Raw genomic sequence first — 16,648 nt, 5'->3', positions numbered from 1 at the left:
TTACCGCATGCGTTCGCCCGATGCCGTCGTCACCGAGATCGACCGGCTCTATAGGGAATACGGCGTCAGGACCTACAAGTTCATCGACGAGATGTTCGTCCTGAACGAGCGCCATGTGCTGGCCATCTGCGACAAGCTGATCGAACTGGGCCACGACCTGAACATCTGGGCCTATGCCCGCATCGACACGGTCAAGCCGCACATGCTGGAAAAGCTCCGCAAGGCGGGGTTCCGCTGGCTGGCGCTGGGCATCGAGTCCGGCAGCGAGCATGTCCGCGACGGCGCGTCCAAATCCTTCAGCCAGGACGACATCCGCGCCGTGGTGCAGTCGATCCAGGCCGCCGGCATTCATGTCATCGGCAACTACATCTTCGGTCTGCCCGACGACGACCTGGACAGCATGCGGGCGACCCTGGAGTTGGCCAAGGAACTGAACTGCGAGTTCGGCAACTTCTATTCGGCCATGGCATATCCGGGCTCGCCGCTCTACTCCATGGCGCTGGAAAAGGGCTGGGCGCTGCCGGAGCAGTGGAGCGGCTATTCCCAGCACAGCCATGATTGCACCCCGCTGCCGACGGAAAAGATCACGGCGTCGGAGGTGCTGCGCTTCCGTGACCAGGCCTTTACCGAATATTTTACCAACAAGCGCTATCTGGACATGGTGGCCCAGCGCTTCGGCTGGGAAACGCGTGAACATATCGAGCAGATGACCAAGCATACCCTGCCTCGCGCACTGCTCGAAAATGCGACGGGTGTGGCCGCGGAATAAATGGCCGGGGAGTGGTCGGGCCGGACATTTCAAGCGGTTGCGACCGGGATGAACGATAAGGAACGCCGTCCGTGATCATCAGCCGCACACCATTCCGCATTTCACTTTTCGGCGGCGGCACCGACTATCCGACCTGGGTCCGGCGCCATGGCGGAGCCGTGTTCGGGCTTGCGATCGACAAGTACTGCTATCTCAACGTCCGCAGCCTGCCTCCCTTCTTCGAGCACAAGTACCGCATCGCCTACTCGCGCATCGAACTGGCGAAGAGCATCGGGGAGATCGAGCATCCGGCCGTCCGCGCCGTCTTTTCGGAGATGAAGGCGCACAGCGGGCTGGAGGTCCATCATGACGCCGACCTGCCTGCCCGCTCCGGGCTGGGCTCCAGTTCCTCCTTCACCGTCGGGCTGCTGAACGCGCTCTATGCCCAGCGGGGCGAGATGGCGAGCAAGCGGCAACTGGCCAGCGAAGCCATCCGGATCGAGCAGACGGTGATCGGCGAAAATGTCGGCTGCCAGGACCAGATCTGGGCCGCTTATGGCGGACTGAACCGGATCGATTTCCACACCGACGGTGGCTTCGCCGTCACTCCCCTGATCATCAACCCGGAGCGCCGGGAGGAGCTGCTGTCGTCGATGCTGCTGGTCTTCACCGGCCTGTCGCGCATCGCCTCGGAGGTCGCCGGGGAGAAGATCGAGAATCTGGACCGGCGCGAGCGGCAGTTGCAGGGTATCCGCGCCATGGTGGACGAGGGCGTGTCGCTCCTCAGCAACGAACGCGAGCCGACCTTCAGACTGGGAGAGCTGATGCATGAAGCCTGGCAGCTCAAGCGTCAGCTCGCGAATGGGGTCAGCAACCCGACCGTCGACGAGATTTATGCCGAGGCAAGAGCGGCCGGGGCCACTGGCGGCAAGCTGCTGGGGGCGGGCGGCGGCGGCTTCATGCTGTTCTTCGTCAAACCCGAGCTGCGCCGCCGCCTGATCGAACGGCTGAACCGGCTGATCACCGTGAAGTTCGGCATCGATTACGGCGGCAGCAAGATCATCGTCTACGAACCGATGTTCGAGGTCGGGGCGGACTGACCCCCCTCCCGAACAGCAACCATCCCGGATACCTGCTGCCTCATATCGGTCGATGCCTCCCATCCTCACCTCACGCCGCCTCGTCTATGCGAACAGCAAATGGCGGGTGTATGCCGACGACCTGCGCGGCGACGGCACCACCGTCGACGGCTATCTGGTGGTCGAACCGGTGCATGCCGGCCCCGGCATGGTCACGGGCATTGCCGTGCTGGGTGAAACGGACGGTCGCTTCGCCCTGCTGCACAACCATCGCCATCCGCTCGGACAGCGCAGTTGGGAGATGGTGAAGGGCTTCATCGACGAGGGTGAGAATCCGGCCGATGCCGCCCGGCGCGAACTGACCGAGGAAACCGGACTGGTTTGCCGGCCGGAGGACCTGATCCCGCTCGGCTCCTTCACGCCGGAGGGAGCGACCATGGCGGCACGGGGCCTGCTGTTCCTGGCCCGCCGCTGCCGGCCGGCCGACCCGGAGGATGTTCGCTGTCGGGACGGATCGGATGAAATCGAAATAGGTCTCGGCGCCACCACTCTGTTCGACCTGGAAACGGTGGAGCGGATGGCCGACAACTCCGAGATCGAGGATGCGGCGACTCTGATCGGGATCTACCGCGCCCTGGCCTGGCTGAAGCGGAAATGCAGAGAAACGACGCCGAACACCTCTTCGTAACGGGGAACTATACCGGGCTCATCGCACTCGGGCGCGACGATCTCTGGCAGCACCATGCTGCCCTCGGCCTGATCGGCCGTACCGACGAAGCCATCGACGGGCTTGGCCGTTTCGACGGGACCGCTCCGCGTTTCCACGAAGCCGCCACCCTGTGGATCGCCGGCGATGAAACCGGCGCCATCGCCCTGCTGGCACGGCTGGCCGCGTCGACGTCGCACGCGTCGTCCCCCTCTCCCCGGCAAGCCCCCTGGCAAGCCCATGCGCGCTCCCTGCTGGCCCTGCTGCGCAAACCGCAGATCAAGGTTCTGTCGCTGCTGCCGTCCCCCTCCGCCGGTCCGCATGTGCTGCTGGCCGGCGGGGGGCTGGACCCGAAATTCGCCCTGACCAACATCGGCCACGCAACGGGTGACCGGCCGAATTCCCCCTATGCCTCGGTGCACCGGCTGTGGCGGGGCGAGGCGCCGCCGGATTTCGTCCTGTGCGAAATGGTGGAATGGCACCAGATCCCGCCCGATCTGGACAGCCTGCCCTGCCCGCTCCTCGGCCAGACCGCCGACTACGACATGCACATCCAGGCGATGCTGCCCTGGCTCCGGCTGTTCGACGAGGTCCTGGTCACCGACCATACCGAGCATGCCGGGGTCCGGCCCCTGGTGGATGCGCCCGTCACCACCGTGCCCAAGAGCTTCGGCCACCCTGCCGGCCTGCCCCGGCTGCGGCGGCGGGACCGTGACGTCGACCTGTTCCTGTCCGGCACCCTGTTCGCAGCCTGGCATCCCGACAAGGCGGCGCTGATCCACCAGATTCTCGGGATCGAGGGGCTGCGGCTGGCCGGCTTCAACGGTTTCCTGGACAACGCGACCTATTACGACCTCCTGTCGCGCAGCAGACTGGCCGTCGCCTATTACCGGCGTCCCGGCGGCATGGTGACCCGCGGGATCGAGGCCGCCTGCATGGGCTGCGTCACGCTGGTGCAGGAAGGCAGCGTGCTGCCGCTCTATGCCGGCAGCGACCATGGGCTGGTCAGCTACCCGGCCACGCCCGACGGGCTGGCGCGAACCATCCGTCAGGTGCTCGACCGCTATGACGAGCATGAGGCCCGCGCCTGGCGCGCCGCGCCGCGCCTGCGCCAAGCCCTGGCCCCGGACGTCGTCGCATCGCACTACCTGCGGCTCTGCACGGTGCTGGCGGCCCGGCCGCGGCCGCTGCGGCGACCGGGCAGCGGGGTCGGCCTGCAGGAGCGGGTCCAGAAGCGCGTCGTCTTCTGGAAAGGGTGGCAGCCGGGCGGCGGCCGCACCGAGGCGGTCGAAGCGCTGGAGGCCGCCAACATCGCGCATTGGGAAGCCGTGCTGGGGGAAGCCGTGCCGGGGGAAGCCGTGCCGGGGGAAGCCGTGCCGGGGGAAGCCGTGCCGGGGGAAGCCGTGCTGGACCAACACGACCCCCGGCACGTCCCCCGGCACGGCCCCTGGAACGATCCCGCGGTGGGCCGGGCGGCGAACGACATGGCGCGCGAGATGCTGATCGGGCTGGGATGCCGCCTGATGGCGTCGAGCGAAGAGTCCGGGAGGGCTGGGGATCCGGTTCCCGCCGGCTCGGCCGCCGCAGCCTTGCGCACGCGGCTGTTCGCCTTTCAGGAACTGTGGATCGAACGTCGACCGCGCGACCTCGTGCCGCGCTTCAACGCATTGCGGGCGCGGCTGCATTTCGGTACGGCGCAGGATATCGCCGACGCGTTGCGGGCCATGAAGATCACCCTGGCGGCCAAGCCGGACGGCTGGGCGCTTGCCCCGGAGGACGATGTCCTCCCCTACGACCTGTTCGAGCGCTTCTTCAATTACCGAACCTATCTGGACCGGGTGGTCGAAGGGCTGTCGGAAAAGGCGCACCGGAAGCAGCACGGGGAGCCGCAATCCTCGGAACGGTTGCGGGGAGACCTGATCCGCCTGATACGCGCCTCGCTGCACCATTATCTTGCCCGCGCCGCCGGCGGTGGAGTGCCTGGGCTCGCCCATGCCCGCGAAGCCGTGCGCCTCGACCCGGACTTTCCGTTCTTCCAGCTGGATCTGGCGAAAAAGCTGACGGCCTTGACCGGGAAGGCGGAACGCAAGGAGGCCGTCGAACTGCTGACCCGGCTTGCCGGTTCCAGCATGGTCGCGGTCGAGGCGCGGGACATCCTGCTGCGCCTTCAGGCGGAAGGCGGAAGCCCGGCGACCGAAGATCCTGCCGTCAATGCCGCGCAAATCGAACGGACGCTGGTCGACACGGAGAATTACCGGGCCCGGCTGATCAGCCCCTATTTCCGAACCCAGCAGATCGCCCGCAACGGCTGGCGCGGCCCTTGGAGTCAGCGGATGACCACCGCGGGCACGCCGGCCTTATCCGTGGTTCTGGTGGACCGGGCGCAGCGGAACCACCGCATCCTGTTTGGGGAGCTTGAGCGCCAGACAGTGGACCGGGAGCGCTGCGAACGCATCCTGGTGGAGTTGTACGACGATGTGCCGGAAGGGGCGGCGCGCAAAGCGGATTTGGTGATCGCCTGCTGCCAGACCGACAGCGTGCCGCATCCCAACCGCGGGCTGAATGCCGGATTGCTTGCCGCTGCCGCCGACGTTACCGCGCTCATCTCCGGAGTACCGGCGGGCGGCGCCCCTTTAGGCGGCGACAGGGTGCCTCCCGACTTTCTGGCCCACGCGCTGGACCGGCTGTCTCGATCGGACGGGCCGGCGGAGGTCCTGCTGCACCGTTTCTCCGGAACGGGGGGCATCCTGGTCGGGCGGACGCCGGACCTGCTGACCTGGGGAGGGTTGGACGAGCACGAAGCCTTCCAGGGGAATGCCGACGGCATCGCCGATTTCGCCGCCCGGCTGCGCAGGAACGGCGTGGCGGTGCGGGAGTCGACCACGGCGGACCTGGCCACGGCGGATCTGCCGGAGACCGGCCCCGACCCTCTGCGCCTGCGTCTGTGGCCGGCACTTGCCGGACCGGACCGGCGGCAGCCCCTTCTGGGCAACCCGCTGGTCGTCCGGCGGGCCGACAGCCTCCGGATGGACAATGGCGGGCTGGAATTGTTGGAGCGCATGGAGCGCAGCATGGTGGTCGACGGCCACGGGAATGCCGGTCCGGTCCGGGTCCCGGTGGATGCAGTGCCCAGCTATATGCTCTACGGCCCGCACATCAGGCTTCCCGCCGGTGATTACCGCCTGGTGGTGACGGGGAAGGCCGAAGGGGTCCGCGCTGCCGACCAGCCCGTGCTGGGAATGGAGATCATCCAGAACGGCGACACCAAGCTGCTGTCCGGAGGCCTAGCCGCGGCGAGCCTTCCGGAGGGCGCAACCGTCGCCTTCCGGATTCCCACCCTCTCCTACCGTCCGGACGGCGGGTTGGAGTTCCGCATCGTCCATCTGGGCAACGCCACGGTGACCGTCGACAGCCTCTGCCTGCACCGTCTGAATGGCGGGGAGAGGTGACGGCACCCCACCGGCAGGGGCTTTCCCGGCAGGGGGCCGGCAGAGGCGATGGGAGCGCCCCCGTCCGTTGCCGTCAGCCGGTCACCATCAGCTTGGGGTTCTTCTTCCACTCTTCCATGATGACCTGCGCCTTGTGGCGGTCCTCGCTGGTCAACGCGGCCCCCAGTTCATGCGCTTTGGCCTCCAGCCCTTCGCGCTCGGGACCGGGCTGGGTGGAGGCGGCGGCCATGATGTACCAGACATAGGCCTGGATCGGGTTGTAGGCCTTGCTGTCGCGGGTGGCGTAGAGGGCGCCCAGGTTGGTCATGGCGCCGCTGTGACCCTGCGCCGCGGCCTTGCGGAGCCAGTCCACGCCTTCGACCAGTTCGGGCCGACCACCCCAGCCATGGGCCAGCAGCAGGCCGAGATTGACCTGAGCGCCGACATTGCCCTGCATCGCCGCCTTCCGGTACCAGACCGCGGCTTCGGCATGGTCGGGGGAACCGGTAAGACCGTTGGAGTGGATCAGGCCCAGGTTGAACTGGGCGTTGACGTTGCCCTGCTCCGCCGACAGGCGGCACCATTTCAGGGTTTCGCGGTAATCCTTGGGCACCCCGTGGCCGCGGGCATAGAGCAGGCCGAGATTGACCTGCGCCACCGGATGGCCCTGCTCGGCCGCCTGACGGTAGAAGGCAGCCGCGCGGGCCGGATCGGCCTCCACCCCGGTGCCATGCTCGTAGACGATGGCGAGCGCCAGCTGGGAGTTGACGAAGCCCTGGGCGGCGGCGCGCTCGTACCAGGCGATCGCCTGTTCGATATCGCGCTCCACTCCCTGGCCGTTGGCATAGAGGGAGGCGAGCGCATGCTGGGCCACGGCATAGCCCTGCTCGGCCGACTTCCTGTACCACTCGGCGGCAATGGCATGGTCCTGGGGCACCCCCTGCCCGAAGGCGTGGAGCAGGCCGATATGGTGCTGCGCCTCGGCATGGCCGGCCTCGGCGGCCAGCCTGTACCAGTGCAGGGCCTGGGAAATGTCCGGCCCGATGCCCAGCCCGTTGGGATAGAGCAGGGCCAGGTTGGCTTCCGCCGCCGCCGGGTTGGACTTGGCTACGGTCTTGTACCAGCGCACCGGCAACGCGCTCTCCTGCGCCGCGCCCTCGCCGTTGGCGTAGCACAGGGCGAGCGAGAACCGCGCTTCCGTATGCCCCTGCTCGGCCGCCTTGCGGAACCAGTGGGCGGCATCGCCGAAATCGCGCACCACCCCCTGGCCGCGGGCATAGAGCTGGCCCATGCGGTATTGCGCCTCGGCATGGCCGCGTTCGGCCAGCGGCAGCCAGTCGGCGACCGTGGCGGCATAATCTTCGGCCTCAAAAGCAGCGAGACCGCGCTGGAAATCGGGCTTGCGGGAACCGGTGGATTTGCTTCGCTTCAGCAGCTTGCCGAACAAGATCAGGGCTCCCGCAGGCTTTCGTCGACCCCGCGCAGAATGGGTCGCAGGAAATAGGTGATGATCCGGCGCTCGCCGACCTTGATGTCGGCCGACAGCGGCATGCCCGGAATCAGGCGGAAGTTGGATGGCACGTTGTCAAGGGTCGTCGTCAGCAGCTTGATCCGCGCCCGGTAGTAGAGCGACTTGGTCGGATCGTCCTTGCTGGAGAAGGAGTCCTCGCTGATCGTCACCACCTCGCCGTCGAGCGCGCCGTGCTGCATGTAGGGATAAGCCTCCAGCTTCACGCGTACCTTGTCGCCGACCTGGACGAAGGCGAGATCGCGGGCGTCGATGCTGGCCTCCACCTCCAGGGCGGAACCGACCGGCACCAGGGTGAAGAGCGCCTCCGCCTCCTTGGCGATGGAACCGACGGCGGCCTTGGGCGACACCTCCAGCACGATGGCGTCGGTCGGGGCGTCGAGCTGCACCATCGACTGGCGCTTGCGCGCCTTGGTCAGTTGCTCGCGCATCGCTTCGCGCTCGTTGCGCTGAGTGGTCAGCTCCTCGATGATCTTGCCGTTCCACTGCTGGATGAAGACGTCGCGCTCGGCCAGCAGGGCCTGCAGGTCGTGGCGGTTGCCCTGCAGCTCGTTCTGGTTCAGGACCAGATTGCGCTCGATGTCGATGCGGTCGCTGGTGGCCTGCAGCAGGTTCAGCTTGCTGCCGACCTGGGTGGCCAGCAGCGAGGAGCGCATGTTCTCGATCTCGCGCACCACCTTCAGCCGTTCGTTCAGGTGCACGCGGTCCATCTCGTACTTGGTGACGTTGGACTGCAGGCGCGCAAGCTTCTCCTCGTAGTTCTGCATCTGCGACTGGTACTGCGCCTGACGCTCGCGCCACAGCGCCTCCTGCAGCTTGCCGAAGCCGTAGCGATCGGCGGACGGAACATAGGTCTTGCCGTCATGCTCGGCCTCCAGCCGGGCGATCAGCGCATCGGCGTTGGCGAGGCGGGATTCCAGCTGCAGGACATCGGCCTGGGTGAAGGTCGGATCCAGCGTCGCCAGCACCTCGCCCTTGCGGACCACGTCGCCTTCGTGCACCAGCACCTTCTTGATCGTCGCCATTTCCAGCGGCTGGACCATGATGTTGGATTCGACCGAGATGATCTTGCCCTGGGCGACGACGATCTTGTCCAGGTAGGACAGCGTCGCCCAGGTGATAAGGCCGATCACGAACAGCGCCAGCAGATGCAGCGTGAAACGCGCTAGGAAGGGATCGGGGGCGTTCTGGATCGCCTCCGTATCCTTCTGGAAGGCGCCGATCGCCGCTTTCCCGCGCGCCTTGGCGCGCTTGTCGAGCGGCGGGGCCGGTACGCGCGCTGCAGCGTCGTTGGCAGGAATGCGCGCCGTCTCGATTTTCGCAAGCTTCTGTGCGGTCAAGGGACGCGCTCCTAGATGTGCCGGTTCTGCTGGTGCCAGAGATGCTGGTAGATGGCGCAGCGTTCCAGCAGCTCGTCATGCTTGCCGCTGTCCACCACCTTGCCGCGGTCCATCACCAGGATGCTATCCGACGGCACCAGCGAGGACAGACGGTGCGAAATGATGATCACGGTGCGGCCGCGGGCGATGTTCATCAGGTTGGCCTGGACGATGGCCTCGCTCTCGGCGTCGAGCGCGCTGGTCGCCTCGTCCAGGATCAGAATCTTTGGGTTGGTCAGCAGAGCGCGGGCGATGGCCAGACGCTGCCGTTGGCCGCCGGACAGGTTGGAGGAGCCTTCCTCCAGCATGGTGTCCAGGCCCTTGGGCAGCCGCTCGACGAACTCGTCGGCGCCGGCCAGCTGGATGACCTTCAGGATTTCGTCGGTCGTGGCCCCCGGCTTGGCGGCGGAGACATTCTCGCGGATGGTGCCGGTGAACAGGAAATTGTCCTGCAGCACCACGCCGATCGACGCGCGCAGATGGTCCAGGTCGTATTCGCGCAGGTCACGGCCGTCGATGCGGATCAGCCCTTCCTGCGCACGGTGCAGCCCCTGCAGCAGGCGGGTCAGCGTCGTCTTGCCCGAGCCGCTGCGGCCCATGACGCCAAGGATGATGCCTTCGGCCGCGGTAAAGGAGACGCCGTCGAGCGCCGGCGGGGCGGTGGGAGCATAGCGGAAGCGAACCTCCTGGAACTCCACCGTGCCGCGCAGCGGCGTACGCAGGCCGCGGCCAGTGCGGCCCTCCTCCGGTGGATGGTTCATGATCGTGCCGAGCATCTGGATCGAGATCGACACCTCCTGGAACTGCTGCACCAGCTGGGCCATCTGCAGCAGAGGCTGGGTGACGCGGCCGGCCAGGATGTAGAAGGCGATCAGGACGCCCATCATCAGTTCGCCGTTCAGCGCCAGATAGGTGCCCAAGCCCAGCAGGCAGGCCATCATCAGCTGGTTCAGCGGCTGGGCGATGGTCTGGCCGATGATCATGACGCGGCCCACGTCGAAACGCTGCTCGGCGGCGCGGGCGACGCGGTGGTCCCACTCCAGCTTCTGGCGGGAATCGAGCGCCAGCGACTTCACCGTCCGCATGCCGTGAATGTTTTCGATCAGGAACGACTGCTGGCGCACCTCGGCTTGGTAAAGCTCCTTCAGCCGCCCTTTGATCAGCGGAATCATGATGCCGATGTTGATCGCCATCAGCACCGAGAAGCCAAGGACCAGAAAGGTCAGCGGCACGCTGTACATGAACATAAGCGGCAGGAAGACGACCAGCGAGACCGTGTCCAGCATCGTCATGAAGAGCTGGCCGGTCAGGAAGTTGCGGATGCGCTCCGCTTGCTGGGCGTTCTTAACGATCTCGCCCGAAGAGACCCGCTCGAAATAATGCATCGGCAAGCCGATGAGCTTGTTGAAGACCTGAACGTTCATCTTCGCGTCGATCTTTTTCGTCGCGTAGAGCATCAGGTACTGGCGCAGGTAGGCAAAGGCCGCCTCGAAGAGGATGACGCCGACCATGCCGATCATCAGCACGCTGAGCGTGCCCATGCTGCGGTGGACCAGCACGCGGTCGATCACCAGCTGGAAGAAGATCGGCATGGCGAGCGCGAACAGGCTCATCAGAATCGCCGCGATGCCGATGTCGCGGAAGATGCGCTTGTGGCGCAGGATCTCCACCAGGAACCACTTCAGGCCGAAGGGCTGCTCGCTGTCGGTCAGGCCGTAGTCGCGCTTCAGCAGCACGATTTCGCCGGCCCAAGCTTGGCTCAGCCGGATGCGGTCAACCGGCAGGATCAGTTCCTGCCCGGCCAGCGGATCCTGCAGGATGGCGACCTCGGTATCGCCCTGCTTGCCGAAGCCGACGACGACCATCGAGTTGCCGTTGCGCAGGCGCAGGATGGCGGGGAAGGCGTCCTGGAGCTTGCCCAGATCTTCCCAGTCCAGCGTCGTCGCCTCGGCCTTCAGGCCGATCGACTTGGCGACGCGCAGGAGGCGGGCCGTATCCAGCTCCTCGTTCCCAATGACGTTGCTGTGCTGAAGCCGCTCCGCCGAAACGTCGAGACCACGCTGGCGCGCGACGACGGCCAGGGAATGCAGCCCGGTGTGGGCGCAGGGGACTTCCGCAGCGAGTGTCATAGGAACCGCCGTAAATGATAGGAATTGCGTCGCGAAAGCAAGGTCTTCATACCGTTCGGTCACCCGGTCTCGATCGACCATGCGCTCCTTAGGCCCGGAGGCGCGACGATGCGCGGTTCGCGTCCGCCACTTGCGGACGATGAATGTCCACGCGATTCCGCTGGAATAGCAGAAGACGCCCAACAGCGGCAAGCCATCTGTCCCAGGGAGCATCCCCCGTCCATCATATGTCCCCAGTCCATGTGTCTGTTTCGGCACATCCGGGCGCAGGCCCGGCGACGGATGAGATGCTGCTTGCGAACACTGTACGGTCATTGCTATCGACCGGCAGGACGGTTCTTTGCCGACAGAGACTTAACACCAGGCGGTCAGCCCGATGAAAAAGCCTTCACGCAAGCAGGCCAAGGCCAGGCGCCCAGCCTCTCCGGCCCCGGCCCTCTCCCCGCGCGGCACGGTGCCGGCGGCTGGAGCGGAGGCGGCGGACGCCGGCTTCGCCCGCGCGCTGACCCTGCACCGGGCAGGACGGACGGCGGAGGCCGAGGCCGGCTACCGCGCCGTGCTGACCGCCGACCCGGACCATGCCAACGCCAACAACAACCTCGCCGTTATCCTGCGCGCCCGCGGCGACTGGAACGAGGCCATCGACTGTTACCGCCGGGCGATCGCCCGCAACGCCACCGATCCCTTCGTCCACAGCAACCACGGCTGCCTGCTGCTCGACCTGGGACGGGCGGCGGAGGCGGAGGAGTCGCTGCGCACCGCCATCCGGCTGAAGCCCGACTATGCGGAGGCCCATTTCAACCTCGCCAACATCCTGCGCAGCCGCGGCGACCGCGAGGCGGCCAAAGCCTCCTACGGCGAGGCGCTGCGCCTGAAGCCGGACATGGCGGCGGCGCTGTGCAACCTGGGCGACCTGCACAAGGGGGCGGTCGAACTGGCCCGCGCCGTGGAATGCTTTGTCGCCGCGCTGAAGGCCGAGCCGAAGTCGGCCGAAGCCTGGAACAATCTGGGCGAGACGCTGAAGGAGATGGGCCGCATCGATGAGGCGATCGGCGTCTTCCAGAAGGGGCTGGAGGCGCATCCGACCCATGCGCTGATGCATTCCAACCTGCTGCTGGCCCTGCACTACACCCCCGCCGTCCCGCCCGAGACCATCTTCAAGGCCCATGCGGTATGGGCGCAGCGCCATGCCGACCCGCTGCTGCCCGCCGGCAAGCGCCACGCCAACCCGCGCGACCCCGAACGCCGCCTGCGCGTCGGCTATGTCTCGCCCGACTTCTGCGCCCATTCGGTCGCCTTCTTCGCCGAGCCGCTGATCCGCGAGCATGACCGCGAGCGTTTCGAGGTATTCTGCTATCACGCGGCGACGCGCTCCGACATGGTCACCGCACGGCTGAAGGGACTGGCCGACGGCTGGCGCTCACTGGTCGGGGTGGAGGATGCGCAGGCCGCCGCCCTGATCGAGCAGGACGGCATCGACATCCTGGTCGATCTGACCGGCCACACCGCCAACAACCGCCTGACCCTGTTCGCCCGCAAGCCGGCTCCTGTCCAGGCGACATGGCTGGGCTATCCCGACACCACCGGCATGCGGGCCATCGACTGGCGCTTCAGCGACGCCATCGCCGAACCGCCGGGCGAGGCCGACCGGCTGAGCGCCGAGCGCATCGTCCGGCTGCCGCACGGCTTCCACAGCTACCGCCCGCCGGTGGACGTCGCCCCGCCGGCCGAGCCGCCGTTCCGCACCAACGGCCATGTCACCTTCGGCTCCTTCAACAACACCTCCAAGGTGACCGGGGAGGTGGTGCGGGTCTGGGCGGAGATCCTGAAGCGGGTTCCGAACTCCCGCCTGATCGTCAAGAGCGCCCAAATGGGCGACGAGGAGACGCGCCGGCGCTATCTGAACACCTTCGTCAAATTCGGGATCGATGCCGCCCGGATTGAGCTGCTGGCCCGCATCGACGCCGCGGACGGGCATCTGCGCGCCTACGACCGCCTCGACATCGGGCTGGATCCCTTCCCCTACAACGGCACCACCACCACCTGCGAAGCGCTATGGATGGGCGTGCCGGTGGTAACGGTGGCCGGCGTCAACCATGTCGCCCGGGTCGGCGCCAGCCTGCTGACCCATTGCGGGTTGAGCGAACTGGTGGCATCCGACGAGGCGGGCTACATCGCCGCCGCGGTGGCGCTTGCCGGCGATCTGGAGCGGATGACGACGCTGCGCCGGACGATGCGCGACCGGCTGAACGCCGCCCCGCTGACCGACTACGAGGGCTTCGCCCGCTCGGTCGAGGCGGCCTACCGCGCCATGTGGCGCGACTGGGTGGCCGGCGCTTCCCAGGCGTGAGATGATTCACCCGAAACCACCGGTCCGGCAGCCGGTGCAGAAACAGTCGGTCCTACAGGAAAGCCGCCATGTCAGTGATCACCATCAACCTGGAGCTTCCTGACAGGAAGTTGCAGGTCAAGCTCGACCTCGACGAGCAATACAAAAACGAAAAAACCATCGCGTCCTTCATTCGCAGCGGCCGCTATTACGAGCCGGACGTCTCGCTGACCCTGATCCGTCTGGTCCGCGACGGCGACAGCGTCGTGGACGTGGGCGCGAATGCCGGCTTCTTCTCGGTTCTTCTGGGCGCCCTCACCGGGGCGGCCGGGCGGGTCCTCAGCATCGAGCCGGGAGCCCACAACCTGTCACGGTTGAAGAACAACCTTGCCCTGAACGGCTTCAGCCATGTGACCGTTTCGGACCGCCCGGTCACCGACAAGGAGGGCGAGGTCAGCTTCTTCATCAACAGCGACGACAGCGGCGGCAATGCCCTGTGGGATCCCGGCCAGTTCCCCGGCAACCAGAAGACTTCGGAAAATCCGATCGCCCATACGCTGTCGGCCACCACCCTGGAGCAGGCGGTCGCCGCAGCCGGTCTCCCCGTGCCGAGGCTGATCAAGATCGACACCGAGGGAGCCGAGCAGCGGATCCTGGAGGGCGCCGGCTCCCTGATCAGGAACCACAAGGTGCCTTACGTCGTCGCGGAACTGCACGAATTCGGGCTGAGCAAGATGGGATGCTCGCAGGCCAGCCTGCGGTCCCTGATGGAAGGACACGGCTATTCGACCTTCCTGCTCTATCCGGACGGATCGCTTCCCAAGCTGATCCCCCCGGGCACCCGGCTCCAGTCGGACTATTTCCTCAATCTGCTGTTCAGCACCCAGCAGGATGTGGCCGCCGGCTGGCCCGTCGAACCCTATGTGCCGCAGTTGTAACGCCGACACCGTCTGCGGCAGCTCTTGCGGGGGTCAGAGGCCCCGCAAGGTGCCGCGGCCGACATTCTCCAGGAACCAGCGGTAGGTGATGGCGAAGCCCTCGCGCAGCGGCGTCGGGGCGGTCCACCCCATCTCCGCCATCCGGCTGACCTCCATCAGCTTGCGCGGGCTGCCGTCCGGCTTGGAGGTGTCGAAGCGGAACTCGCCCTCATAGCCGACGACGTCGCGGATCAGTTCCGCCAGTTCCCGGATCGACACCTCGGTCCCGGTGCCGACATTGACGTGCGGCTCACCCGAATAATGCCGGGCCAGGAAGACCAGACCGTCGGCCAGATCGTCGGCGAACAGGAACTCGCGCTTGGGCGACCCGGTGCCCCACAGCTCGACGAAGGGCTGCCCCTCCACCTTGGCGCGGTGGATCTTGGCCAGCAGGGCGGCGGCGACATGGCCCCCCTGCAGGTCGAAATTGTCGTTCAGACCATAAAGGTTGGTCGGCATAGCCGAGATGAAGTCGCAGCCATACTGGCGCCGGTAGGCCTGGCACAGCTTGATGCCGGCGATCTTGGCGATGGCGTACCACTCGTTGGTCGGCTCCAGCGGGCCGGTCAACAGGGCATCCTCGCGCATCGGCTGCTCGGCCAGACGGGGATAGATGCAGGACGAGCCCAGGAAGACCAGCTTCTTCACGCCGACGCGGTAGGCGCCGTGGATGATGTTGGTCTCGATCGCCAGGTTGTCGTAAAGGAACTCGGCCGGACGGGTGGAATTGGCGAGGATGCCGCCAACGGTGGCCGCGGCGACGAAGACCGCATCCGGCTTCGCTTCGGCCATCCAGTCCTCGACCTCGGCCTGGCGGCGCAGGTCGACGCGGTCACGGCCGACGGTGATCAGCTCGCACGGCTCGCGTTCCAGCCGACGGACGATGGCCGCACCCGCCATGCCGCGATGACCGGCCACCCAGACCCGTTTGCCCTCCAGGGAGAAAAGCGCTTCCGTCCGCACCGTCGCACCATGCCGATATGAAAAGCCGTCGCTGTCGTAGCATCCGGACGGCGGGGAATCCAGCCCGCTTCCGCTCGACCTCGGCCCGCCCGACTTGACAAGCGCGGTACCGCCGCGGGATCGTCCGCCCGCTCCGGGCAAGGCGCCCCACAGCAGCGCCACGGCCGCAAAGGCAGGCCGCCAGAACAGGGTTTTCCATCATGATTCCGAACTTGGCTTTCACCTGGCAGCTCACTGAGGTCCACGGCTGGGGACTGGTGGGTGTCCACACCGCCCTGTACCTCGCCGACATGGGCCGGCCGCCGCTGCTGCTCGAAAAGCCGCTGATGGGAACCCTGCGTCCGGAAAACCGCGCCAAGCTGCAATCGCTGGAGGCGCCTTATCAGCAGGTCGCCGCCATGGCCGACAACGCCAAGGGGCACATGCTGCTGGTGAAGGAGTTCGACGTCCTGCATGCGCTGGGCAACGGCTTCAACGCCGGCGGCCCGTCAGCGCGCTTCCGCGGCCGGCGCAACGTCGGCGTCATCGCCTATGAGGACACCCGCTTCACGCCCGAGGTGATGGCCCGCGCCCGCCAGTACGACCGCATCGTCGTGCATTCCACCTACAACAGGCAGCTTCTGGAGATCTGGGGCTTCGACAATGTCGGCCTCGCCTTCCAGGGCATCGACCCGACCGAGATGGTGGAGGCGGAGCCGAGCGGCCGGTTCGGCGACCGCTTCGTCGTCTTCTCGGGCGGCAAGCTGGAGTTCCGCAAGGGACAGGACATCGTGCTGGCCGCCTTCCTGCGCTTCCGTCAGCGCCACCCGGAGGCGCTGCTGGTCACCGCCTGGCAGAACGCCTGGCCGGAGGTCGGCATGACCATGGCGGAATCGCCGCTGGTGCCGAAGCCGCCGCGCATCCTGCCCAACAACATGGTCGACGTGAAGACCTGGGCGCTGGAGAACGGCGCCGACGAGGAGGGATTCCTCGACCTGGGCTTCCTCGGCCGCCACCAGATCGCCGGTCTGCTGGCCGACTGCCACGCCGCCGTTTTCCCCAACCGCTGCGAAGGGGCGACCAACCTCGTCGCCATGGAGGCGATGGCCTGCGGCGTCCCGGTGGTGCTGTCCAACAACACCGGCCACCGCGACCTGCTGAAGAGCCGGACCCAGGGCGACGATTTGTGCCTGACGCTGGACCGGCAGGTTCCGGTCGCCGACCGCGACGGCAGCCGTTTCGGCTGGGGCGAGTCCTCCGTCGACGAACTGGTGGAGGCGCTGGAGCGCATCCATGCCGACCGCGCCGCCGCCAAGGCCCGCGCCGACCGCGCCAAGGCCTTCATCCGCACCGAACGCAGCTGGCGCGCCTTCGCTGAGGCGTTCGTCGACGCCACGCAGTGA

11 protein-coding genes are annotated in these 16,648 nt (G+C 66.9%); 7 read left to right on the top strand and 4 right to left on the bottom strand.

What is annotated here, in order from left to right; translation table 11 throughout:
- Positions 1-7: 7 nt before the first annotated feature.
- The 4 genes from F1643_RS21990 to F1643_RS02085 all read left to right on the top strand — a co-directional run bounded on the left by F1643_RS21990 (position 8) and on the right by F1643_RS02085 (position 5,982).
- The gene (locus tag F1643_RS21990; RefSeq protein ID WP_255542315.1) at positions 8-769 is read left to right on the top strand and encodes a radical SAM protein; all 762 of its coding nucleotides are present in this window, start codon (positions 8-10) and stop codon (positions 767-769) included.
- Between the two features lie 71 nt (positions 770-840).
- Positions 841-1,848, top strand: a complete 1,008-nt coding sequence (locus tag F1643_RS02095) for a kinase (RefSeq protein ID WP_194910263.1) — start codon at positions 841-843, stop codon at positions 1,846-1,848.
- 52 nt (positions 1,849-1,900) lie between these two features.
- Positions 1,901-2,515: an NUDIX hydrolase gene (locus F1643_RS02090; protein ID WP_194910261.1), complete on the top strand. Its 615-nt coding sequence runs from the start codon at positions 1,901-1,903 to the stop codon at positions 2,513-2,515.
- Positions 2,482-5,982, top strand: coding sequence for a glycosyltransferase (locus F1643_RS02085; protein ID WP_255542314.1), 3,501 nt, complete (start codon positions 2,482-2,484; stop codon positions 5,980-5,982). The genes F1643_RS02090 and F1643_RS02085 overlap by 34 nt, the downstream gene beginning before the upstream one ends.
- Before the next feature lie 73 nt (positions 5,983-6,055).
- Here F1643_RS02085 and F1643_RS02080 read toward each other — a convergent pair whose 3' ends face one another.
- Genes F1643_RS02080 through F1643_RS02070 form a run of 3 tightly spaced genes read right to left on the bottom strand, consistent with a single transcriptional unit; the run spans position 6,056 to position 10,997 of the window.
- Positions 6,056-7,408: an SEL1-like repeat protein gene (locus tag F1643_RS02080; RefSeq protein WP_194910259.1), complete on the bottom strand. Its 1,353-nt coding sequence runs from the start codon at positions 7,406-7,408 to the stop codon at positions 6,056-6,058.
- A 2-nt stretch (positions 7,409-7,410) separates the two neighbouring features.
- Entirely contained in the window at positions 7,411-8,829 is a 1,419-nt protein-coding gene (locus F1643_RS02075; RefSeq protein WP_255542313.1) for an HlyD family type I secretion periplasmic adaptor subunit, read from the bottom strand.
- Positions 8,830-8,840: 11 nt separating this feature from the next.
- On the bottom strand, positions 8,841-10,997 hold the full coding sequence (locus F1643_RS02070; protein WP_194910256.1) for a peptidase domain-containing ABC transporter: 2,157 nt from the start codon (positions 10,995-10,997) through the stop codon (positions 8,841-8,843).
- 376 nt (positions 10,998-11,373) lie between these two features.
- On the opposite strand from F1643_RS02070, the gene F1643_RS02065 reads away from it, so the two are divergent.
- Positions 11,374-13,347, top strand: a complete 1,974-nt coding sequence (locus F1643_RS02065; protein ID WP_194910254.1) for a tetratricopeptide repeat protein — start codon at positions 11,374-11,376, stop codon at positions 13,345-13,347.
- 68 nt (positions 13,348-13,415) lie between these two features.
- On the top strand, positions 13,416-14,264 hold the full coding sequence (locus tag F1643_RS02060) for an FkbM family methyltransferase (protein WP_194910252.1): 849 nt from the start codon (positions 13,416-13,418) through the stop codon (positions 14,262-14,264).
- Positions 14,265-14,297: 33 nt separating this feature from the next.
- Here F1643_RS02060 and F1643_RS02055 read toward each other — a convergent pair whose 3' ends face one another.
- Complete coding sequence (locus tag F1643_RS02055) at positions 14,298-15,266, bottom strand: GDP-L-fucose synthase family protein (RefSeq protein ID WP_370540436.1); 969 nt, start codon at positions 15,264-15,266, stop codon at positions 14,298-14,300.
- 212 nt (positions 15,267-15,478) lie between these two features.
- On the opposite strand from F1643_RS02055, the gene F1643_RS02050 reads away from it, so the two are divergent.
- Positions 15,479-16,648, top strand: a complete 1,170-nt coding sequence (locus tag F1643_RS02050) for a glycosyltransferase family 4 protein (RefSeq protein ID WP_255542312.1) — start codon at positions 15,479-15,481, stop codon at positions 16,646-16,648.

The sequence above is a fragment of the Azospirillum sp. INR13 genome, assembly GCF_015390205.1.
Taxonomy (GTDB): Bacteria; Pseudomonadota; Alphaproteobacteria; order Azospirillales; family Azospirillaceae; genus Azospirillum.
This window is presented reverse-complemented; position numbering and strand designations above follow the sequence as displayed.

Excerpts from the sequence above, each read along its gene's own strand:
- F1643_RS21990 (WP_255542315.1), top strand. The coding sequence starts at position 8 with ATGCGTTCGCCCGATGCCGTCGTCACCGAGATCGACCGGCTCTATAGG.
- F1643_RS02090 (WP_194910261.1), top strand. The coding sequence starts at position 1,901 with ATGCCTCCCATCCTCACCTCACGCCGCCTCGTCTATGCGAACAGCAAA.
- F1643_RS02085 (WP_255542314.1), top strand. The coding sequence starts at position 2,482 with ATGCAGAGAAACGACGCCGAACACCTCTTCGTAACGGGGAACTATACC.
- F1643_RS02070 (WP_194910256.1), bottom strand. The coding sequence starts at position 10,997 with ATGACACTCGCTGCGGAAGTCCCCTGCGCCCACACCGGGCTGCATTCC.
- F1643_RS02065 (WP_194910254.1), top strand. The coding sequence starts at position 11,374 with ATGAAAAAGCCTTCACGCAAGCAGGCCAAGGCCAGGCGCCCAGCCTCT.
- F1643_RS02060 (WP_194910252.1), top strand. The coding sequence starts at position 13,416 with ATGTCAGTGATCACCATCAACCTGGAGCTTCCTGACAGGAAGTTGCAG.